The sequence below is a fragment of the Armatimonadota bacterium genome, assembly GCA_031459765.1.
Classification (GTDB): Bacteria; Sysuimicrobiota; Sysuimicrobiia; order Sysuimicrobiales; family Kaftiobacteriaceae; genus Kaftiobacterium; species Kaftiobacterium secundum.
On sequence record JAVKHY010000003.1, the window covers coordinates 61,671 to 81,588 of the forward strand.

General features: G+C 70.2%; 19 protein-coding genes. All 19 read left to right on the forward strand.

What is annotated here, in order from left to right; all coding sequences use genetic code 11:
- Positions 1-22: 22 nt before the first annotated feature.
- The 19 genes from QN141_04945 (at position 23) to QN141_05035 (ending at position 19,914) form a co-directional block, all read left to right on the forward strand.
- Positions 23-1,303, forward strand: coding sequence for a hemolysin family protein (locus tag QN141_04945; GenBank protein ID MDR7557819.1), 1,281 nt, complete (start codon positions 23-25; stop codon positions 1,301-1,303).
- On the forward strand, positions 1,303-1,935 hold the full coding sequence (locus QN141_04950; GenBank protein ID MDR7557820.1) for a DUF502 domain-containing protein: 633 nt from the start codon (positions 1,303-1,305) through the stop codon (positions 1,933-1,935). Before QN141_04945 ends, QN141_04950 begins: the two co-directional genes overlap by 1 nt.
- Complete coding sequence (locus tag QN141_04955; GenBank protein ID MDR7557821.1) at positions 1,935-2,381, forward strand: cytidine deaminase; 447 nt, start codon at positions 1,935-1,937, stop codon at positions 2,379-2,381. The genes QN141_04950 and QN141_04955 overlap by 1 nt, the downstream gene beginning before the upstream one ends.
- A gap of 18 nt (positions 2,382-2,399) precedes the next feature.
- Entirely contained in the window at positions 2,400-3,284 is an 885-nt protein-coding gene (era, locus tag QN141_04960; GenBank protein MDR7557822.1) for a GTPase Era, read from the forward strand.
- Between the two features lie 38 nt (positions 3,285-3,322).
- Entirely contained in the window at positions 3,323-4,609 is a 1,287-nt protein-coding gene (locus QN141_04965) for a CBS domain-containing protein (GenBank protein ID MDR7557823.1), read from the forward strand.
- Positions 4,609-5,850, forward strand: a complete 1,242-nt coding sequence (locus QN141_04970) for an Nramp family divalent metal transporter (GenBank protein ID MDR7557824.1) — start codon at positions 4,609-4,611, stop codon at positions 5,848-5,850. Before QN141_04965 ends, QN141_04970 begins: the two co-directional genes overlap by 1 nt.
- Positions 5,850-6,596 (forward strand): DNA repair protein RecO, encoded by a 747-nt coding sequence (gene recO, locus QN141_04975; protein MDR7557825.1) that lies wholly within the window; start codon positions 5,850-5,852, stop codon positions 6,594-6,596. The genes QN141_04970 and recO overlap by 1 nt, the downstream gene beginning before the upstream one ends.
- A gap of 42 nt (positions 6,597-6,638) precedes the next feature.
- Positions 6,639-6,908, forward strand: coding sequence for a hypothetical protein (locus QN141_04980; GenBank protein MDR7557826.1), 270 nt, complete (start codon positions 6,639-6,641; stop codon positions 6,906-6,908).
- Positions 6,909-7,154: 246 nt separating this feature from the next.
- Positions 7,155-8,093 (forward strand): glycine--tRNA ligase subunit alpha, encoded by a 939-nt coding sequence (gene glyQ / locus QN141_04985; GenBank protein MDR7557827.1) that lies wholly within the window; start codon positions 7,155-7,157, stop codon positions 8,091-8,093.
- Positions 8,086-10,182, forward strand: coding sequence for a glycine--tRNA ligase subunit beta (glyS, locus tag QN141_04990; protein ID MDR7557828.1), 2,097 nt, complete (start codon positions 8,086-8,088; stop codon positions 10,180-10,182). Before glyQ ends, glyS begins: the two co-directional genes overlap by 8 nt.
- Positions 10,183-10,243: 61 nt before the next feature.
- Positions 10,244-13,006 (forward strand): pyruvate, phosphate dikinase, encoded by a 2,763-nt coding sequence (ppdK, locus tag QN141_04995; GenBank protein ID MDR7557829.1) that lies wholly within the window; start codon positions 10,244-10,246, stop codon positions 13,004-13,006.
- Complete coding sequence (locus tag QN141_05000) at positions 13,003-14,088, forward strand: deoxyguanosinetriphosphate triphosphohydrolase (GenBank protein MDR7557830.1); 1,086 nt, start codon at positions 13,003-13,005, stop codon at positions 14,086-14,088. Before ppdK ends, QN141_05000 begins: the two co-directional genes overlap by 4 nt.
- A gap of 83 nt (positions 14,089-14,171) precedes the next feature.
- Positions 14,172-14,381, forward strand: a complete 210-nt coding sequence (locus tag QN141_05005) for a cold shock domain-containing protein (protein ID MDR7557831.1) — start codon at positions 14,172-14,174, stop codon at positions 14,379-14,381.
- A 157-nt stretch (positions 14,382-14,538) separates the two neighbouring features.
- Positions 14,539-15,087 (forward strand): ribosome-associated translation inhibitor RaiA, encoded by a 549-nt coding sequence (gene raiA / locus QN141_05010; GenBank protein ID MDR7557832.1) that lies wholly within the window; start codon positions 14,539-14,541, stop codon positions 15,085-15,087.
- A 4-nt stretch (positions 15,088-15,091) separates the two neighbouring features.
- Positions 15,092-15,760, forward strand: a complete 669-nt coding sequence (locus QN141_05015) for a hypothetical protein (GenBank protein MDR7557833.1) — start codon at positions 15,092-15,094, stop codon at positions 15,758-15,760.
- Between the two features lie 216 nt (positions 15,761-15,976).
- Positions 15,977-16,765, forward strand: coding sequence for an IclR family transcriptional regulator (locus QN141_05020; GenBank protein ID MDR7557834.1), 789 nt, complete (start codon positions 15,977-15,979; stop codon positions 16,763-16,765).
- The gene (locus tag QN141_05025) at positions 16,762-17,826 is read left to right on the forward strand and encodes an extracellular solute-binding protein (GenBank protein MDR7557835.1); all 1,065 of its coding nucleotides are present in this window, start codon (positions 16,762-16,764) and stop codon (positions 17,824-17,826) included. The genes QN141_05020 and QN141_05025 overlap by 4 nt, the downstream gene beginning before the upstream one ends.
- Positions 17,826-18,989 carry an ABC transporter ATP-binding protein gene (locus tag QN141_05030; protein MDR7557836.1) on the forward strand — a complete coding sequence of 388 codons (1,164 nt, stop codon included), beginning with the start codon at positions 17,826-17,828 and terminating at the stop codon, positions 18,987-18,989. The genes QN141_05025 and QN141_05030 overlap by 1 nt, the downstream gene beginning before the upstream one ends.
- Positions 18,931-19,914 carry a succinylglutamate desuccinylase/aspartoacylase family protein gene (locus QN141_05035; protein ID MDR7557837.1) on the forward strand — a complete coding sequence of 328 codons (984 nt, stop codon included), beginning with the start codon at positions 18,931-18,933 and terminating at the stop codon, positions 19,912-19,914. Before QN141_05030 ends, QN141_05035 begins: the two co-directional genes overlap by 59 nt.
- The last annotated feature ends 4 nt before the right edge of the window (positions 19,915-19,918 follow it).

The window sequence follows — 19,918 nt, forward strand, 5'->3', positions numbered from 1 at the left end:
TGAAAGGGTGAGAAGTCCTCCGTTGGACGCTTCGGGCAGTTCGCTGGACTACATCGTCCTGGTCCTGCTGCTGATACTGTCGGCCTTCTTCTCGGGGTCCGAGACGGCGCTGCTGGCCGCGAACAAACTCCGGCTCCGTCAACTGGATGAAAGCGGGAACCGGCGCGCCGGTCTCGTCCGCCGGCTCCTGGCGGAACCGGGCCGGGTGGTCACGGCGCTGCTGGTGGGGAACAACATCGTCAACGTGGCCCTGACCGTCTTCGCCACGGCGCTGCTCGTCCACCTGTGGGGCCCGCAGCGCGGGACGCTCTACGCCCTGGTGGGCCTGACGCTGGTGCTGCTGGTGGCGGGCGAGATCACGCCCAAGAGCATCGCCGCCAAGTACGCCGACCGCCTGGCCCTGTGGGTCTCCCGCCCGGTCGCCTGGCTCACCGTCATCCTGGGGCCGGTGATCCGGGTCCTCTCCCTGCTCAGCAACCTCCTGATGCGCCCGCTGGGCGGACGGGTGGATCTGGACTCCCCGCTGGTCACCGAAGAGGAGATCCGTCTGCTGGTCAAAGTCGGGGAGGAGGAGGGGGTGATCCAGGAAGAGGAGCGGGAGATGATCACCTCCATCTTCGAGTTCGGCGACACCGTGGCGCGGGAGGTGATGGTGCCGCGCATCGACATGGTCTGCGTCGCCGATACGGATACCGTCCTGGACGCCCTGCGGGTGATCCGCGAGACCGCCCACTCGCGGCTTCCCGTGTACCACGGGACGATCGATCAGATCGTGGGCGTCGTCCACGTCAAGGACCTCCTGCCCTACGTGCAGGACGGCCGCGGGCAGACCCCGGTCAAGGAGGCGTCACGGCCCGCCTACTTCGTCCCGGAGAGCACCCGGCTGGACAACCTCTTCCGGGAGATGCGCCGGCGCAAGGTGCACCTGGCCATCGTCGTGGACGAGTACGGCGGCACGGCCGGGCTGGTCACCATCGAGGACCTGCTGGAGGAGATCGTCGGTCCGATCCTGGACGAGTACGACGTCGAGGAGAAGCTCGTCGAGCCGGTCACCGACGGCGTGGCTCTGGTGGACGGGCGGGTGAGTCTGGAGGAGGTCAACGAGCACCTGAATCTGGACCTGCCGGTCGGCGAGGTGGACACCATCGGCGGGTTTGTCTACTCCCTGCTCGGGCACGTCCCGGCGCAGGGGGAGAGCGTGACCTACGACGGCGTCGAGCTGGTGGTGGAGCGCCTGGAGGGTCACCGTATCGCCCGGGTCCGGGTCATCAGGCGGACGCCGACCGAGCCGCTGCGCTCCTGATGCGCGCACGGCTGCAACGGTACTTCATCGCCGGCCTGATCGTCTTTCTTCCCATCGCCGTCACCTTCAGCATCATCGCCTGGCTCTTCGCCGTGGTGGACGGGTTGCTGGGCCGGCTGCTGCCCCCGTTGATCGGGCACCAGATTCCGGGCCTGGGCCTGGTGACGTCGATCGTCGTCATCTTCGTCATCGGCGCCATGGCCACCAACGTCTTCGGTCGGCGGATCGTGGCCTTTTTCGACCGGCTCATGCTGCGTCTGCCGCTGGCCCGCAGCATCTACTCGGCGACGAAATCCATCAGCGACACCATCTTCCTCCAGCGGCGGGCCGCCTTCCAGCGCGCGGTCCTGGTGGAGTGGCCGCGTCCGGGAATGTTCACCATCGGGTTCGTCACCGGGGAGATCCGCGGGCTGCCGGGTCCCACGCAGCGCGGCTTTAACGTCTTTGTGGTCACCACGCCGAATCCGACTACCGGATTCCTGGTGTTCGTGCCGGAGACCGAGGTGACGCCGCTGGAGATGAGCGTGGAAGACGCCCTCAAGATCGTCATCTCCGGGGGGATCGTCTCGCCGGCCCTGATGCCCCGGATCGGGGGGGCCTCGGGATCCCCGACGGTGCGGGAGGGCGTCTGATGCGCGTCCGCAGGCGGCGGCCCCGTCCCGCCCGCCGCCCGCCGTCCCCCCACGATGCCGCCCTGGTCCGGGCGGCGGCCGAGGCGCGCCGACGCGCCTATGCCCCGTACTCCCGGTTCAGAGTCGGGGCGGCGGTGCGGACCGCCGACGGAGCCGTGTACACCGGCGCAAACATCGAGAACGCTTCCTACCCCCTTGCCCACTGCGCCGAGCGGGTGGCCATCCACAAGGCCGTCTCCGAAGGGCACCGCCGCATTGACACGGTGGCCGTGGTCGCCGACGGCCCGGAGCCGGCGATGCCCTGCGGCGCCTGCCGGCAGGTGATGGCCGAGTTCGGCGTGCGCCGGATCGTCGTGGCCACGCCGGCGGGGGTCGTCCGGGTGCGCACCCTCCGCCGGCTCCTGGCCGAACCCTTTCTCCCGGAGCGGCTGCTGGGGAAGCGCTGACCCCGGGACGGCCGTCCGATGCGCAGCGGGTTTGTCGCCTTGATCGGCCGGCCCGGCGCGGGGAAATCCTCCCTGCTCAACCGCCTGGTCGGCCACCGGGTGGCCATCACCTCCGCCACCCCCCCGACCACCCGGTCCCGCCAGCAGGGGATCCTCACCCTGGAGGGGGCCCAGATCGTCTTCGTAGACACACCTGCCGTGCACGTGCCGCGCCACCGGCTGGGCCAGCGGATGATGGCCGAGACACGACGGGCCGTGGCGGAGTCGGATGTTCTCGTCGCCGTGTTCGACGCCTCGGCGCCGCTGTCCGCCGAGGACAGGCTGACGGCGGCGCTGGTGAGGGAGGCCGGGAAGCCCGCCGTCGCCGTCCTAAACAAGGTGGACCGCCCGCCGGCCGCCGACCTTTCCCTGCTGGGTGATCACATCCGGGCCCTCGCCCCTTTTGCCGCGGTCGTCTCCGCCTCGGCCGTGCGGGGCGAGGCGGCCGCCGCCCTCGTGGCGGCGGTCCTCCCGCTGCTGCCGGAAGGACCCCAGTTCTTCCCTCCGCAGATGATCACCGACCGGAGCGAGCCGCTCCGGGTGCGCGAGCTGATCCAGGAGCAGGTCATGGCGCTGACGCGCGAGGAACTGCCCCACGGCGTGGCCGTGGAGATCGAAGAGTTCGCGCCGCGCCCGGAGGGGCCGACCTACATCCGGGCCATCCTGCACGTGGAACGCGACGCCCACAGAAAGATGCTCATCGGCCGAGGCGGCCGCATGCTCAAGGCGATCGGGACCCGGGCCCGGGCGGAGGTGGAACGGCTGCTGGGCCGCCGGGTCTACCTCGACCTGTGGGTGAAGACCTCCCGGGACTGGCGCCGGCGCGACGCGCTCCTCCGCCGGTTCTACCCCGAACAGCAGTAGACAAGGGAAAATTCTCCCGGGCGTGAAAAGCCCTTCGGATGATCTCCCTCAGCCGTCTGATCAATGCCCCGGTCGTCGATGCCGACGGCCTGCGCCTGGGCGTCCTGGGCGACATCGCGGTGGACATGCGCGAGGCGCTGCCGCGGGTGACGGGCCTGTGGCTGCGCGGGGACCGCAGCAAGCTGGCGCTGATCCCCTGGGAGTCGGTGGGCGCCCTGGCCCCGGGGGAGATCCGGCTGCGCGTCGCCCGACGCTTTCTCCAGCCCCGCCCCCTCCAGCCGGAGGAGCTGCTGCTGGCCGGCATCCTGGACAGCCAGGTCGTGGACACCGACGGGTTGAAGGTCGTGCGCGTCAACGACCTGCACCTGCAGCCGTCCAACGGCGAGGTGCGTCTCGTCGCCGCCGATGTGGGCACCCTGGGGCTGCTCCGGCGGTTGAACCTGGATCGTCCGGCGATGCGTCTGGCGCGGGCGCTGGGGCGGCCGCTGCCTGAGCGCATCATTCCCTGGCGGATGGTCGCCGCCTTCGGCGGCCCCCTCACGCCGGTCAAACTGAGCGTCTCCCGGGAACGTCTGCGCGAAATCCATCCCGCCGACCTGGCGCAGCTGATGGCGGACCTGGACCGCGACGAGCGGGTGGAGGTGATGACCGCCCTCGAGCACGAGACGGCGGCCGAGGCGCTGGCCGAGGCCGAGCCCGAGGTCCGGACCGATGTGATGAAGAGCCTGCCCAGCGAACTGGCGGCCGACATCCTGGAGGAGATGCCTCCCGAAGCCGCCACCGACGTGCTGGAAGAGCTGCCGCCGGCCCGGGCGGAGGAACTCATCGGCCTGATGGAGGCGGAAGAGGCGGCCGACGTCAAGGCGCTGCTCCAGTACCCCGAGGGCACGGCCGGCAGCGTGATGACCCCTGAGGTCATCGCGCTGCCGGAAGGGCTCACCGCGGAGCAGACCTTGCTGCGCCTGAGGGAACTCGCCCCGAAGGCGGAGCACATCCACTACTTCTACGTCGTCGACCCGCAGCGCCGTCTGGTCGGGGTGCTGCCCCTGCGGGCGCTCATCGTCGCCAGGCCGGACCAGCCGATTGCGGAGATCATGATCCGCGACGTGATCTCCGTCGGGGCCCACGATGAGGTGGAGACCGTCGCCGCCGCCCTCATCAAGTACGATCTCCTGGCGCTGCCGGTGGTCGACGATGCCGGCCGTCTGATCGGCGCCGTCACCGTGGATGCCATCATCGACGTCGTTCTGCGCAAGGGCCGACGCCGCATCCCCCTGCGCTTCCGGCGCCGCCGGCCGCGTCGCCAGGAGGTCGGGGCGCGCTGATGCGCCGCTGGCTGCGAGGGCGCGCCACGCGCCTGCTGGCCTTCCTGGCCGTCATGGGTCCCGGGGTGATCACCGGGAACGTCGACAACGACGCCAACGGCATCGCCACCTACTCCATCGCCGGCGCCCACTTCGGGTACGCGCTTCTGTGGACCCTCCTCGTCTCCACGGCGGCCCTGGCCCTGGTCCAGGAGATGGTGGCCCGGATGGGCGCGGTGACCGGTAAGGGGCTGGCCGATTTGATCCGCGAGCGGTTCCGCGTCCGGGCCACCGTCTTCGTCATGGCCGTCCTGGTGCTCGCCAACTGGGCGAACACCGTCGGCGACTTTGCCGGCATCGCCGGCGCGGCCGAGATCTTCGGCGTCAGCCGCTACGTCGCCGTCCCCGCCTCGGCGGTGCTGGTCTGGCAGCTGCTGGTGCGGGGGACCTATCGGGTGGTGGAACGGGTCTTCCTGGCGGCGTCTCTCGTCTTCGTGACCTACGTCATCTCCGCGCTGCTGGCCCGACCCCCCTGGCCGGAGGTCCTCCGCGCCGTGGTCACGCCCCACTGGCAGTGGGACCGCTCCTATGTGGCCCTGGTGATCGGCCTAATCGGCACCACCATCGCGCCCTGGATGCAGTTCTACCAGCAGGCCGCGGTCGTGGACAAGGGCATCGGCGCGCAGGACTACCGCTACGCGCGGCTGGACACGTTCCTGGGCGTGATCTCGCTCAACATCGTGGCCTTTTTCATCGTAGTCGCCTGCGGGGCGACCCTGTTCATCCAGGGAGTCGCCATCCGGGACGCGGTGGACGCGGCCAGGGCGCTGGCCCCGCTGGCCGGCCGGTATGCCTCGGCGCTGTTCGCCATCGGCCTCCTCAATGCGGGGTTGTTCTCCGTGGCCATCATCCCCCTGTCCACGGCCTACGCGGTCTGCGAGGCCTTCGGATGGGAGGCGGGGTTGGACCGCAGCCCGCGGGAGGCGCCGGTGTTCGTGGGGTTGTTCACGGGCCTGATCGCGGCTTCCGCGCTGGTCATCCTCATTCCGGGTGTGCCCCTGATCTCCGTGATGCTGGTCTCGCAGGTGCTCAACGGGATGCTGCTCCCCGTCGTGCTCGTCTTCCTGATCCTGCTGGCCGCCGACGGCGAGGTGATGGGTCGCTACCGGAACTCCCGGCTCCTGTCCGTCCTCTCCTGGACCCTGGTCGTGGTGCTCGGAGTGCTCAGCTTCCTGCTGGTCTTCACCGCGTTTCTGCGCTGATGCCGGTCTACCGGGTCGAGGCCATCGTCCTCCGCCGCGCCAACCTCGGCGAAGCCGACCGGATCGTCACCCTGTATACCCGGGAGCACGGCAAGGTGGCGGCGGTGGCGAAGGGCGCCCGCAAGCCGGGAAGCCGGTTCGTCGGCCGTCTGGAACTGTTCACCCACCTCCGGGCGCTGCTGGCCAGAGGCCGTACCCTGGATGTGGTCTCCCAGGTGGAGGTCGTCGAACCCTTTGCCGCGATTCGGGGCGATCTCGGCCGGATGGGCGCGGCGTCCTTCATCGTCGAGGTCGCCGACCGGGCCACGCCGGAGCGGGAGCCCTTCCCGGTCCTCTACCGGGCGCTGCGGGACGCCCTGCTGGCGGCGGCCGAAGGTGACGCGGGGCTCGCCGCGGCCTGGTTCGCCGCCCAGGTCCTGGCGCTGTCGGGCTACGGTCCGGTCACCGACCGGTGCGTGGTCTGCCAGCGGCCGATCACCGGGGGAGCGGCGTTCAGCGCCGCTCTCGGAGGCGCGCTGTGCGGCCCGCACCGCGAGCGGGACCGGGGTGCCGTACCGGCGTCGGCCGTGGCCCTGGCGACCATCGGGTTCCTCCGTGAGACCGGGGCGAAGGCGTTGGGGCGGGTGGTCCTGGACCGGGCCCAGCGCACCGAGGTCGAAGCCCTGCTGCGCCGCTCTGTCGAGGAGCGGTTCGAGATCAGGTTACGCAGCCCGCCCGTGATCGAACGGATCACCCGCCTCCGGTAAGGCGGCAGCAACACGGCGCGTGGTATAGTGGGTGGTGCGGAGGTGAGCGCAGTGGAGATCGATCTGGAGCGGGCGCGCCGGGCGCTGGCGCAGCTGGGTACTGCCCTGGACGAGGTGCGCGGCGTGGTTCGCTTCGACGCCACGGGGACGGTGCGCGTGAAGACGGACGACAAACTGATCGACCTGCCCGTCTCCTGGGCCGTGGCCGGGGCCGTGGCCTTTCTGGTCGCGGCGGTGCTGTCCACTGTGCCGGCGCCGGCCATCCGTCGGCGGCGGGAGCGTGAGGAGGAGCCGCTGGGCATCGGCTCGTAGAGAGATCTCGCAGTGCCCGCGCGACGAGGGAGAGGAGTCACCGCGCAGGGACCGACCCAGAGAGCCCGCGGACGGTGGAAGCGGGCGGTGCCGGCGGTGAAGGGGACTCCTGAGCGCAACTCGGTTCGTCCCCGATAGCGGACGGTGAGCGCAGTCCCGCGTCGCAGCGCGGGCTGAATCAGGGTGGAACCGCGGAGCCCTCCGTCCCTGGGACGGACGGGCGTCGTTGTTTTTTCGGGGTGATCCGTGTCGAAAGACGGAATCAAGACCTTCCAGGACGTGATCCTCGTCCTGCAGCAGTTCTGGGCCGACCGCGGCTGCGTGCTGGAGCAGCCCTATGACGTGGAGGTTGGGGCGGGGACGATGCACCCGGCCACCTTTCTGCGGGCGCTGGGGCCCGAGCCGTGGCGCGTGGCGTACGTCCAGCCCTCCCGCCGTCCGTCGGACGGCCGGTACGGAGAGAATCCCAATCGGCTGTTCAAGCACTATCAGTTCCAGGTCATCCTCAAGCCCTCCCCCGATGATGTCCAGGAGATCTACCTGGCCAGCCTGCGCCGCCTGGGCATCGACCTGCGGGAGCACGACATCCGGTTCCTCGAGGACGACTGGGAGGCGCCCACGCTCGGCGCCTCGGGGCTGGGCTGGCAGGTGTTCCTCGACGGCCAGGAGATCACCCAGTTCACGTATTTCCAGCAGATGGGCGGCCTGGAGGTGCGGCCGGTCTCGGCGGAGATCACCTACGGCGTGGAACGCATCACCATGTTCATTCAGCGCAAGGCCGATGTCTTCGAGATCGTCTGGGCGCCGGGGGTGACCTACGGCGAGGTGCGCCGGCAGGAGGAGGCGGAGCAGTCCCGCTACGGCTTTGAAGAGGCCGACGTGGCCATGCTCCGCCGCTGGTTCGATGAGGCCGAGGCCGAGGCCGCCCGCCTGCTGGAGAGGGATCGGGTGCTGCCCGCCTACGACTACGTGTTGAAGTGCTCTCACCTGTTCAACCTGCTTGAAGCGCGCGGGGCCGTCGGCGTGGCGGAACGGACCACGTTGATGGCCCGCACCCGCGCCCTGGCCCGGTGGTGCGCGGAGCGCTATCTCAGGCGCCGCGAGGAACTGGGGTTCCCCCTCCTGCGGGCGCCCGAAGCGGCGCGGAGTCGGCATCCGGCCCGCGGGGAGGGCCGCCGTGGCTGACCTGCTCGTGGAAATCGGTACGGAGGAACTCCCGCCGGGGGAGGTGGGGTCGGCCGCGGCGCAGCTGGGGCGGGGCATGCGGGCCGCGCTGGAGGCCCTGCGTCTGTCCCACGGGCCGATCACGACCTACGGAACGCCCCGCCGTCTCGCCGTCGTGATCCGGAAGGTTGCCGACCGCCAGCGGCCCGCCGAACGCCGCGTGCGCGGGCCGGCCGCCTCCTCCGCCTTCGACCAGCAGGGCCGGCCGACCCAGGCGGCCCTCGGGTTCGCCCGCAGCCAGGGCGTGCCTGTGAGCAGCCTGGAGGTCGTCGAGGAGCCGGGCGGCCGGCGCTATGTGGTGGCCGTCCTCAAAGAGACGGGACGGCCCGCGGCGGAGGTGCTCCCCGAGGCGATCGCGTCGGTGATCACCGGGCTCTCCTTCGCCAAGACGATGCGCTGGGGCGGAGGGGAGATGAGGTTCGCCCGGCCCATCCGGTGGCTGGTCGCGCTGCTCGGCTCCGTCGTTCTCCCCCTGCAGATCTCCGGGGTCAGGGCCGGCCGCACCACGCGCGGGCATCGCGCCCTGGCTCCCGGGGCCTGCCGGATCGGGCGACCGGCGGAGTACGCCGCCACGTTGCGCGCGGTCGGAGTGGTCGTCGATCCACAGGAGCGTCGCCGGAGGATCGAGTCGCGGGCCCGCCGCCTGGCCGCTGCCGCGGGTGGACGGCTGGTGCTCGATCCACGGCTGCTCGACGAGGTCGTGATGAGCACCGAACACCCCTTTCCGCTCTGCGGCGGCTTCGATCCCGGTTTCCTGGCCCTCCCCCGCGAGGTCCTGGTCACGGTGATGCAGCACCACCAGAAGTACTTTCCGGTCGAGGACGACCAGGGGCGGCTGCTCCCGGTGTTCGTGGCCGTCCGTGACGGAGGGCCACGCCATGTGGCCACAGTGCGTCAGGGCCATGAGTGGGTGCTGGGGGCGCGGCTGGCCGATGCCCGATTCTTCTTCGACGAAGACCGTCGGCGGCGGCTGGAGGATTACGTGCCCCTGCTGGACGGCGTGACCTTCCTGGCGCCACTGGGCACGATGGGCGACAAGACGCGGCGGTTGGTGACGCTGGCCGGAACGCTGGCCTCCCTGGCGGGGCTGGACGGCCGCACCACCGAGACCCTGGCGCGGGCCGCCACCCTGTGCAAGGCCGACCTCGTCACCCGCATGGTCGGCGAGTTCCCGGAGCTGCAGGGGACGGTGGGGCGGATCTACGCCTCGCTGGACGGCGAGCCGACGGAGGTGGCGCGCGCCATCGAGGAGCACTACCGGCCCGCCGGGGCGGGGGACAGCCCTCCCCGCACCTATGTGGGTGCGCTGTTGGGGGTGATCGACAAGATCGACACGCTGGCCGGCGCGATCGGCGCCGGCCTGATGCCCACCGGCTCACAGGACCCGTACGGGCTCCGGCGCGCCGCCCAGGGGATCGTGGAGATCGTCCTCATGCTCCGCCTGCGGCTTGCGGTGAAGACGCTGGCCCACGCCGCCCTCCAGCCGTTCGAGCGGCGCGACGAGGATGTCGCCGAGGCGCTGACCGAGTTCTTGCGCCAGCGGCTGCGTACGACGCTGATCGAGCGCGGCATCCGCTACGACGTGGCCGACGCGGCGCTGGCCGTCAGCGGCGACGATCTGCTCGCCGCCGCCGACCGTGCGGCGGCGCTGGAGGCGGTGGTCCGCCGGCCCGAGTTCATCCCGCTCTATGTGGCCTATGACCGGGCCGCGCGCATCCTCACCCCCGACGCCGCCGGGCCGGTGGATCCCGCGCTCTTCGAAGCGCCCGTCGAGCAAACCCTCTTTGACACCGTGCGCGCGGTGGAGCCCCCCGTGGCGGAGGCGGCGGCCGCCGGCGACTACCTGCGGGCGCTGGAGGGGCTGCGGCCGCTGGTCGCTCCGGTGAATCAGATCTTCGACGACGTGCTGATTATGGCTCCTGATGAGCGGATCCGGGCCAACCGCCTGGCGCTGCTGCGCAGGGTGGTGGGCGTTTTCCGCCACGTCGCCGACTTCGCCCGCCTGGTGATCCGCGAGGAGGAAAAGGCCGCCGCCGGCGGGGAGAGATGACGCCGCCCCGCGGATTCCGTATGATGAAATGGTATGCCGGAGACGTCCGCCGAGGTGAGGTATGGCACAGGTAAGGAACCGCACGACGAAGACACGACCCGGCCCCCGCGCCGCTCGACCGACCCGGAAGGCGGCGGGTCGGGTCGCCCCGGCCAGGGCCCGGAGGTCGGGACGCTGGACGCTGCTCTTTGAAGAAGGCAACGCCCAGATGCGCGACCTGCTGGGAGGGAAGGGTGCCGGCCTGGCCGAGATGAGCCGCATCGGGCTGCCGGTTCCGCCCGGGTTCACCATCACCACCGAAGCCTGCCTGGAGTACATCCGCCGAGACCGCCGCGTTCCGGACGGGCTGATGGACGAGGTGCGCCGGCGGATCCGGGTGCTGGAAGAGCGGACCGGGAAGCGCTTCGGGGACCCGGCCCGACCGCTGCTGGTCTCCGTGCGCTCCGGCGCCAAGTTCAGCATGCCCGGGATGATGGACACCGTGCTGAACCTGGGACTCAACCCCCAGACGGTGGAGGGACTGGCCAAGGCGACCGGAGACCGGCGGTTCGCCTTCGACAGCTACCGGCGCTTCATGCAGATGTTCGGCAACGTCGTCCTGGGGGTGAAGCACGAGCACTTTGAAGAACAACTGGCCGCCCTGAAGGCGGCACGGGGAGTGTCGCAGGACACCGACCTCACCGCCGCCGACCTCGAATACCTGACGGAGCGCTACCGCGAGGTGGTGCGCCGGCAGACCGGGCAGGAGTTCCCGGACGACGTCTGGACGCAACTGGAGATGGCCATCCGGGCCGTCTTCGACTCCTGGAACAACCCCCGGGCCGTCACCTACCGCACCGTGAACAAGATTCCCCACGACCTGGGCACGGCGGTCAACGTGCAGACGATGGTGTTCGGGAACATGGGCTCCACCTCGGGCACCGGCGTGGCCTTCACGCGCAATCCGGCCACCGGCGAGAAGCGGGTCTACGGCGAGTACCTGCTCAATGCCCAGGGCGAGGACGTGGTGGCGGGCATCCGCACGCCCAAGCCCATCGAGGAGCTGGAGCGGGAGCTGCCCCAGGCCTACCGGGAGTTCATGCAGATCTGCCAGGTGCTGGAGCGGCACTACCGCGACGTCCAGGACGTGGAGTTCACCATCGAGAACGGCCGGCTCTACATCCTGCAGACGCGGTCGGGCAAGCGCACCGCGCCGGCCGCGGTGAAGACGGCCGTGGACATGGTCCACGAGGGGCTCATCTCGAAGGAGGAGGCGGTCCTGCGGGTCGATCCGGCCTCTCTGGAACAGCTCCTCCATCCGCGGCTCGATCCTTCCGCCAGGACGCGGGTCATCGCCAGAGGCCTCGCGGCGAGCCCCGGCGCCGCCTCCGGGGTCGTCGTCCTGGATGCGGACCGGGCCGTGGAACGCAGCAAGACCGAGAAGGTCATTCTGGTCCGGCCGGAGACCAACCCCGACGACATCCACGGGCTGGTCGCCGCCCAGGGCGTGCTGACGACGCGGGGAGGGATGACCAGCCATGCCGCCATCGTCGCCCGGGGGATGGGCAAGCCCGCGGTGGTCGGCGCCGAGGCCATCCGCGTGGACGAGGTGGCCCGCACCTTCTCCGTCGACGGGCTCGTCATCCGGGAAGGCGAGGTCATCACCATCGACGGCTCGTCGGGCGAGGTGATGCAGGGCCAGGTGCCTGTGATCGAGCCCACCCTGACGGGCCAGGTTCAGGAGCTGCTGCGCTGGGCGGACGAGTTCCGCACGCTGGGGGTGCGGGCCAACGCCGACTACCCCCGGGATGCGGCCAAGGCGCGGGAGTTCGGGGCCGAGGGCATCGGCCTCTGTCGGACCGAGCACATGTTCATGGAAGAAGACCGCCTGCCGATCATGCAGCAGATGATCATGGCCGAGACCGCGGCGGAGCGGCGCCGGGCCCTGGACCGCCTGCTGCAGTTCCAGAAGGAAGACTTCAAGGGGCTGTTCCGGGTGATGAGCGGCCTGCCCGTGATCATCCGGTTGCTGGACCCGCCCCTCCACGAGTTCCTGCCGCGCCTGGAGGAGCTGCTGGTCGAGGTCACCGAGCTGCGGCTGCGCGGGGAGACGGAGCGGCTGCGGGAGCGCGAGGCCGTCCTCCGGCGGGTGCAGGCTCTGCACGAGTTCAACCCCATGCTGGGTCTGCGCGGCTGCCGGCTGGGGATCCTCTATCCGGAGATCAACGAGATGCAGGTCCGGGCCATCCTGCTGGCGGCGGTGGAGCTGAAGAAGGACGAGGGCATCGACGTCGTGCCGGAGATCATGATCCCGCTCGTGGGGACCGTGAACGAGCTGAAGCTGGTGCACGATCAGCTCCAGACGGTGGCCCAGGAGGTCGTCCGCACCTCCGGGGTGAAGGTGCGCTACATGTTCGGCACGATGATCGAGATCCCGCGGGCCTGCCTCATCGCCGACCAGATCGCCGAGATCGCCGAGTTCTTCTCCTACGGCACCAACGACCTCACCCAGACGATCTTCGGCTTCAGTCGCGACGACGCGCAGGCCAAGTTCCTCCACGTCTACCTGGAGAAGGGGATCCTCAAGGAGGACCCGTTCCAGGTGCTGGACCGGGAGGGGGTGGGCGCCCTGATGCGGATCGGCACCGAGCGCGGCAAGAAGACCCGCCGGGACCTGGAGGTCGGCATCTGCGGGGAGCACGGGGGCGAGCCGTCCTCGGTGGAGTTCTGCCACCAGATCGGCCTGGACTACGTCTCCTGCTCGCCCTATCGGGTGCCGGTGGCGCGGCTGGCCGCGGCCCACGCCGCGCTGAAGGAAAAGCTGCAGGTCGCCAGGGACGTGTGAGGTTCGGGAACGGGACGATCACCCCGCGCGAGGTCACGGAGCGGTGGGAGCGCGAGCGGCTCGCTCCCACCGCCGCCCTGGCCGCCGCCTCGCGGGGCCGGGTCCTCCCCGAGCCCGAGGACGACCTGCGGACCTGCTTTCAGCGCGACCGGGACCGTATCATCCACAGCAAGGCCTTTCGCCGGCTGAAGCACAAGACCCAGGTCTTCCTGGCTCCCGAAGGCGATCACTACCGGACGCGCCTCACCCATACCCTCGAAGTGGCGCAGGTGGCACGGACCGCGGCCCGGGCGCTGCGGTTCAACGAGGACCTGACCGAGGCGATTGCGCTGGCCCACGATCTCGGGCATCCCCCCTTCGGCCACGCCGGCGAGGCGGCCCTGGATGCGGCGATGGCCCCGGTCGGGGGATTCCGCCACGTCGAGCAGAGCCTGCGGGTCGTCGAGCTCCTTGAACGCCGCACCCGCGCCGACGGCACCACGGTGCGCGGGCTCAATCTGACCTGGGAGGTCCGCGACGGCATCGGCCGACACTCCAAGGGGCTGAGCGACCTGGAGGCGGAGGCGCCCGAGGACACCGTGCCGGCGACGAAGGAAGGCCAGCTGGTGCGGCTGGCCGACCGTATCGCCTACGTGCACCACGACGCGGACGACGCAATCCGGGCCGGGCTGCTCGAGGAGGGGGAGGTTCCCGCGCCGGTGCGGGAGGTGCTCGGTCGCACCCGCGGGCAGTGGTTGGAGACGATGGTACGGGATCTGGTCCGGACGACCGCAGAGCAGGGAACGGTCGGGCTGAGCGACCCGGTACGGGGGGCCCTCAACGGGCTGAAGGATTTCCTGGCCGAACGCGTCTACCGGGGGCCGGTCACCGCCCCCGAGGTGGCCAAGGCGCAGCGCCTCATCCGGGCGCTGTACGGCCACCACCTGGAGCGCCCGGAGGACCTGCCCGCCGAGTACCGCGACCTGGTCGAGGGCGGGGAGCCGCTGCCCCGCGTGGTGGGCGACTTCCTGGCCGGGATGACCGACCGGTACGCCATCCGGCTCGCCGAGACGCTGTTCGTGCCCCGGACCTGGGCGTTCTGAAGGAGGCGGTCAAGTCCCAGCGAACAAATTCGCAACAATCCGGACGCCGTCGGCTGGGACAGGCGGGGCAGGGGGGTTGCCCGATGCCGTATCGGGGCAAGGTGAAGTGGTTCAATCCCGAGAAAGGATATGGGTTTATCGCCCGCGACGATGGTCGCGACGTGTTCGTCCACTACTCCGCGATCCAGATGGAAGGGTTCAAGACCCTGGAGGAGGGCCAGCTGGTCGAGTTCGAGATCGTCGAAGGCGCCCGCGGCCCGCAGGCCGCCAACGTCGTCCGCGTCGCCGAGTAGCCCGGCGCCGGGCGCAGCGAGCCGCTTCCCAAAGTCGCGGCCGCGCCCCACCCGGCAGTGAGGGGGGCGCACCGCGGCGAAGTCGTTACCAGACGCTTGTGACCAGGAGGGACCAGCCCTGACCCCCGACCGTCTTCGAGAGCCCCTGCACGTCATCGTGCAGGGCAAGAACATCACGGTGACCCCGGCGCTGCGGGACTACGCCGCCGAAAAACTGGCCCGCGCCACGCGCTACTTCGATCACGTCAAGGAGGCCCAGGTGGTGCTCTCCGTGGAGCGCCGGCGAGGCCAGGTCGGCCGGGCCCAGGTCGTAGAGGCCACGGTGAGCGGGGACGGGGTGCTGCTGCGGGCGGAAGAGGCCTCCGCCGACATGTACGCTTCGATCGATCTGGTCGCCGACAAACTGCGCAAACAGATCGAGCGCTACCGCAGCAGGTTCATCGACCGCCGGCGCCTGACGGAGAGCCGGAGAAAGACGGCCGCTCTGGCCGCGGCGCGCCGGGCCCTGCGTGCCGGGCCGCGCACCCCGCAGATCGTGCGGGTCAAACGCTTCGCGATGAAGCCGATGACGGCGGAGGATGCCGCGCTGCAGATGGAGCTGCTGGGACACGACTTCTTCGTCTTCCGCAACGCCAAGACGCTCGAGGTGAACGTGGTCTACAAGCGGGCCGACGGCCACTACGGCGTTATCGAGCCGGAGCGGTAGTCCGATGAGCACGCGGGGGTCCCGCGACGGGTCCACCCTGGCCGAGGCGGCGGAGGGCGTCATCCGCAGACTGCGCGGGGTGCAGGCCGTCCGGGTGGAGACCGACGACGCCGGCCAGATCCGCCTGGTGCATGTCCTGGGCGGGCCGGACCGCAGCCCCCGCATCATCGCCGTGGACGTGGTCTCGGCCCTGGCCGCCGAGCTCGGCGTGGAGGTCGAGCCGCGCCAGGTCCGCGTCGCCGCGCAGCAGCGCCCCGAGCAGGCCCCGTCCCCCGATCAACTGCGGCTGAAATTCGTCGGCCTCTCCGTGTCCGTGCTGCGGTCGACGGCCGAGGTCAAGGTCCACCTGGAAGATCAGGGCCTGCTCTACGAGGGGATCGCCTCCGGTCCCTACGCCCGGGGCAACCGGCTCGAGCTCGTGGCGCAGGCCGCGCTCCGGGGGGTGGAGCTCTTCCTGCGCGCCGACGGGATGTTCCTCCTGGAAGGCGTGAGCACATTGTCCGTCGGCCCCCACGAGGTGGCGGTGGCCGTGGTCTCCCTGCCGGGGCGCGAAGAGGAGACCCTGGTCGGCTCCGCCCTGGTCCGGGACGACCCCCGCGAGGCCGCGGTGCGCGCCGTCCTGGACGCCATCAACCGCCCCGTCTCCTGGCTCGTCGCCCGCAGAGCACCGTAGGCCCTCCAGGACTCGACTGCCCTCTGGTCCGCCGTCGGGAGGACCGTGAGCGGACTTGCCGCATCCCGGACCCCTGCTCCCGCGGCAGAAACCCGAAGAGGAGACCCTGCGGACCGGCGCGAACTAACCGGTCAACGTTTTTTCGTCAAATGGATTTCAAATGGTGAAATCCACCGGTTGACGGGACTCCGGGCGGAGATGGTCGGACGAGAGATGATGCGCATTCGATCCGCGCAGCGAACGCTGCAGCTGTTGGAAATTCTTGGGAGCGGCGAGGCCCTGGCCCTGTCGGAGATCGCCGGGAGGATGAAGGCCTCGCCCGCGACCATTCACCACGTGCTGTCCACGCTGCTCCAGGACGGCTACGCCCAACAGGACATTCCGTCCCGGCGATACCGGGCCGGCCTGCGCCTGGTGCGTCTGGCCGCCGAGGTGCTGCGGCAGGCCGATCTGACGCGGGAGGCCATTCCGGTCATGCGCCGCTTCGCCGAGACCACCGGCGAACACATCACCCTGGCCACCCTGGACGGCGGGGCCGTCGCGCCGCTGCACGCCGAGGAGTCGCCGGAGGCGCCGCGCCTCTTCGTGCACTTCGGCCGGCGCGCGCCGCTCCACAGTACGGCCCTGGGCAAAGTGCTGCTCGCCTGGCGTCCGGAACGGGAGGTGCTGGCGCTGCTGGGCGCGGAACCGCTGACCAGGTTCACGGCGCGGACGATCACGACCCACCGCGGGTTCCTGCGGGAGCTGGCGCGGGTGCGCCGGCGGGGCATGGCCCTGGACGACGAGGAGACCCTGACCGGCGCGCGGTGTCTGGCCGTGCCCGTCTGGAACCACCGGGCCGAGGTGGTCGCTGCGCTGAGCACCTCCGGCCCCGCCGCCGCCTGGACTCCGACGCGGATGGCCCGGCTGCAGACGCTGCTCCGCAGCGCCGGGCGGCAGATCTCACGGCAGCTGGGGTACGAGTTCGTCACCCCGCCCGAGGCAGAAGGAGGTGTCACAGCATGACCGGACCCTGTCGCCTGTCCCGCGCCGCCGGCATCGCCGTCTTTCTTGCGGCGGCGAGCCTGGCGTCACTCACCCCGTTGCAGGCCGCGCCGCGGGTGAAGCTGACGATGTTCATCTGGGCCGGCGCCAACCAGGGCGTCGTTCCGCGCGAGGTCGTGGCCCGCTACCTGCGGGCCCACCCCGAGGTGGAGATCGAGTTCTGGGAGTCCAACAACACCGTCACCTATCCGCGGATGATTGCGGCCAAACAGGCCAACCCTAACAATCCGCTGATCAACTTCGGGTACTTCAACATCGACATCAGCAACCGCGGCGATACCGATGACATGTGGATTCCGCTCAACCCGGCCCGGATCCCCAACATGAACGCCGTGCACGCCAGCCTCCGGCGTCCGGGGAACCGGGGCATCGGCTACGGCATCAGCGGGATGGGGATCATGTACAACAGGAACCTGGTCAAGGATCCGCCGGATTCCTGGACCGCGCTCTGGGACCCCAAGTGGCGGGGCAAGGTCACCTTCTTTGACAACAACTTCATCCCGCTGGTCCTGGCGGCCAGGCTCAACGGCGGCAGCGAGCAGAACATCGAGCCCGGGTTCCGGATCTGGACGGAACACGCCAAGAACCTGCGGGCGCTCGTCACCAGCAACGACCAGCTGAAGAACCTGCTGGTGAGCGGCGAGGCCCTGATCGCCCCCTGGTTCGCCAGCATCTGGAAGTTCTGGGAGGAGGAGGGCGCGCCGCTGGGATTTGTGAACCCCAAGGAAGGCGTCGTCGCCTTTCCCATCTACCTGCAGATTGTCAAGGGCAGCACGCCGGAGCAGATCCGTGTGGCCGAGGAGATCATCAACGAGCTCCTGCGGGCCGAGAACAACGGCCGCTACGCCCGGCTGACCTTCGGCATTCCGTCCATCGCCGCGGCTCCGCTCTCTCCCACCGTGCAGCGGATCCTTTCGCCCAAACTGCTGGACACCGCGATCTGGCTTGATTGGGCCACCATGGGCCAGAAGACCAGCGAGTGGCGCCAGCGCTGGGAGCGCGAGGTGAAGTCGCGTCTGTGATGGCCGGTCAGGGCCCCGTCGTCGAGCTGCGGGACGTGACCAAGCGGTTCGGCGATGTGGAGGCCGTGCACAGGGTGTCGTTCCAGGTCGGGGAGGGAGAGTTCTTCTCTCTCCTCGGGCCTTCCGGGTGCGGAAAGACCACCACGTTGCGCCTCATCGGCGGGTTCGAGCGCCCCGACGCCGGCGAGGTGCTCATCGGCGGACGGCTGATGGGGGCGACGCCGCCCCACCGGCGCCCTGTGAACATGGTGTTCCAGCGGCTGGCCCTCTTCCCCCACTACTCGGTTTTCGAGAACGTGGCCTTCGGCCTGCGCATGCGGCGTCTGGGGGAGGGCGAGGTCCGGCGGCAGGTCCAGGAGGCGCTCGACCTGGTTCAGTTGCCCGGCCTGGCCGCCCGGCGGATCAGCGAGCTCTCCGGCGGTCAGCAGCAGCGTGTCGCCCTGGCCCGGGCCCTGGTCAATCGGCCGCGCGTGCTGCTCCTGGACGAACCGCTCAGTTCGCTGGACCTCCAGCTACGACTGCAGATGCAGGAGGAGTTGAAGCGCCTGCAGCGGGAGCTGCGCACGACCTTCATCTACGTGACCCATGATCAGGGCGAGGCGCTCGCCATGAGCGACCGGATCGGCGTGATGCACCGGGGGGTGCTGTGCCAGGTGGGATCGCCCCTGGAGATCTACGAGACGCCCGCTTCGCCCTTCGTCGCCCGGTTCATCGGCGATGCCAATCTCTTCGCCGGCATCGTGGAGAAGCTGGAGGAGCAGACGGCGCTGGTCAGCGCCGACGGCACGCGGCTGTGGGCGCGCCGTTCGGGATGGGAACGGGTTGGTCAGCCCGTGGCCGTCTGTGTCCGGCCCGAGCGGGTCCGGCTGGCCAGACATCTGGACCTGCCGGGCGCGGTGCGGGCGCGGATCATCGAGCGATCCTTCTCGGGTCACCAGGTCAAATACCGCCTGGTCTGCGGGGCGCTCCGTCTGCAGGCGGCCGTGCCCTACGCCGGCGGCGCCGCCCTGCTGCCCATCGGCGAAGAGGTAATCGCCGGGTGGGAACCCGGCCAGGCGGTGACGGTGCCGGCGGATGACGAGGAGACTGGAGGGAGCGAACGAGATGGCGACGCTGGAGATCGCGGGAATCTCCGTCCCGCCCGGACGGCGGGAACTCGGTAGGGTGGCCTGCGGGGAACTGCCGGACGGTACGGTGATCTATCAGCCGCTGATCCTCGTCAACGGCGCCGAGCCCGGCCCGGTGCTGTGGCTGGGGGCCGGGCTGCACGGCACCGAAGTGCCCGGCATGGAGGTCATCCGCCGCGTGACGCGCGAGGCGGTGGATCCGCGCCGGCTGCGCGGCGCCATCGTGGCCGCCCCCCTGTTGAACCCCTTCAGCTACCATCAGCACCAGATGCTCACCCCCCAGGACGGCTACAACCTCAACCGCGTCTTCCCGGGAGACACCACCATGCTGCTGAGCCACCGCCTGGCCGCCCAGATCGCCCGCCTGGCCGAACCCTGCGACGCCTGCATCGATTTCCATGCCAACCCCACGCCGGCGATGCAGTTCTCGATCGTCAAGCACAGCGGCGACGAGGCGTTGTGGGAGCGCAGCCTGGCCCTGGCCCGGGCCTTCGGGATCACCACGATTCAGATGATCCCCACCCACGAGCGCCATCGCACCGGGACCTTCACCGACTATGTCCAGGAACGCGGAAAGCCCTGCCTCGTGCTGGAGCTGATCGCCTGGCGCCGCATGGATCCGCGCTCGATCGAGACCGGCGTGCGCGGGACCCTCAACGTCCTGCGTCACCTGGGGATGCTGGAGGGCGAGATCGAACCGCAGGACGGCGTCCCCATCATCGACGGCCCACTCTCCCGCATCGAGCTCACCGCCAACCGGGGAGGCCTGGTGCACCCCTTGAAGGAGGCCGGGGAGGCGGTCCGGGAGGGCGAGCCCATCGCTCTGATCCGTGATCTCTGGGGGGATGTGGTGGAAGAAGTGCGGTCGCCCCGGACCGGATGGCTGCTGGCCTGGCCGCTCCTGGGCAATCAGGCGGCGGCGACGGGCGACATCCTGGTGTTTATCGCCTTCCGCCCGTAGGAGG

What these genes read in the sequence shown, in the direction of transcription:
- QN141_04950 (MDR7557820.1), top strand. Translation starts at nt 1,303, where the DNA reads ATGCGCGCACGGCTGCAACGGTACTTCATCGCCGGCCTGATCGTCTTT.
- QN141_04955 (MDR7557821.1), top strand. Translation starts at nt 1,935, where the DNA reads ATGCGCGTCCGCAGGCGGCGGCCCCGTCCCGCCCGCCGCCCGCCGTCC.
- era (MDR7557822.1), top strand. Translation starts at nt 2,400, where the DNA reads ATGCGCAGCGGGTTTGTCGCCTTGATCGGCCGGCCCGGCGCGGGGAAA.
- QN141_04965 (MDR7557823.1), top strand. Translation starts at nt 3,323, where the DNA reads ATGATCTCCCTCAGCCGTCTGATCAATGCCCCGGTCGTCGATGCCGAC.
- QN141_04970 (MDR7557824.1), top strand. Translation starts at nt 4,609, where the DNA reads ATGCGCCGCTGGCTGCGAGGGCGCGCCACGCGCCTGCTGGCCTTCCTG.
- recO (MDR7557825.1), top strand. Translation starts at nt 5,850, where the DNA reads ATGCCGGTCTACCGGGTCGAGGCCATCGTCCTCCGCCGCGCCAACCTC.
- ppdK (MDR7557829.1), top strand. Translation starts at nt 10,244, where the DNA reads ATGGCACAGGTAAGGAACCGCACGACGAAGACACGACCCGGCCCCCGC.
- QN141_05005 (MDR7557831.1), top strand. Translation starts at nt 14,172, where the DNA reads ATGCCGTATCGGGGCAAGGTGAAGTGGTTCAATCCCGAGAAAGGATAT.
- QN141_05015 (MDR7557833.1), top strand. Translation starts at nt 15,092, where the DNA reads ATGAGCACGCGGGGGTCCCGCGACGGGTCCACCCTGGCCGAGGCGGCG.
- QN141_05020 (MDR7557834.1), top strand. Translation starts at nt 15,977, where the DNA reads ATGCGCATTCGATCCGCGCAGCGAACGCTGCAGCTGTTGGAAATTCTT.
- QN141_05025 (MDR7557835.1), top strand. Translation starts at nt 16,762, where the DNA reads ATGACCGGACCCTGTCGCCTGTCCCGCGCCGCCGGCATCGCCGTCTTT.
- QN141_05030 (MDR7557836.1), top strand. Translation starts at nt 17,826, where the DNA reads ATGGCCGGTCAGGGCCCCGTCGTCGAGCTGCGGGACGTGACCAAGCGG.
- QN141_05035 (MDR7557837.1), top strand. Translation starts at nt 18,931, where the DNA reads ATGGCGACGCTGGAGATCGCGGGAATCTCCGTCCCGCCCGGACGGCGG.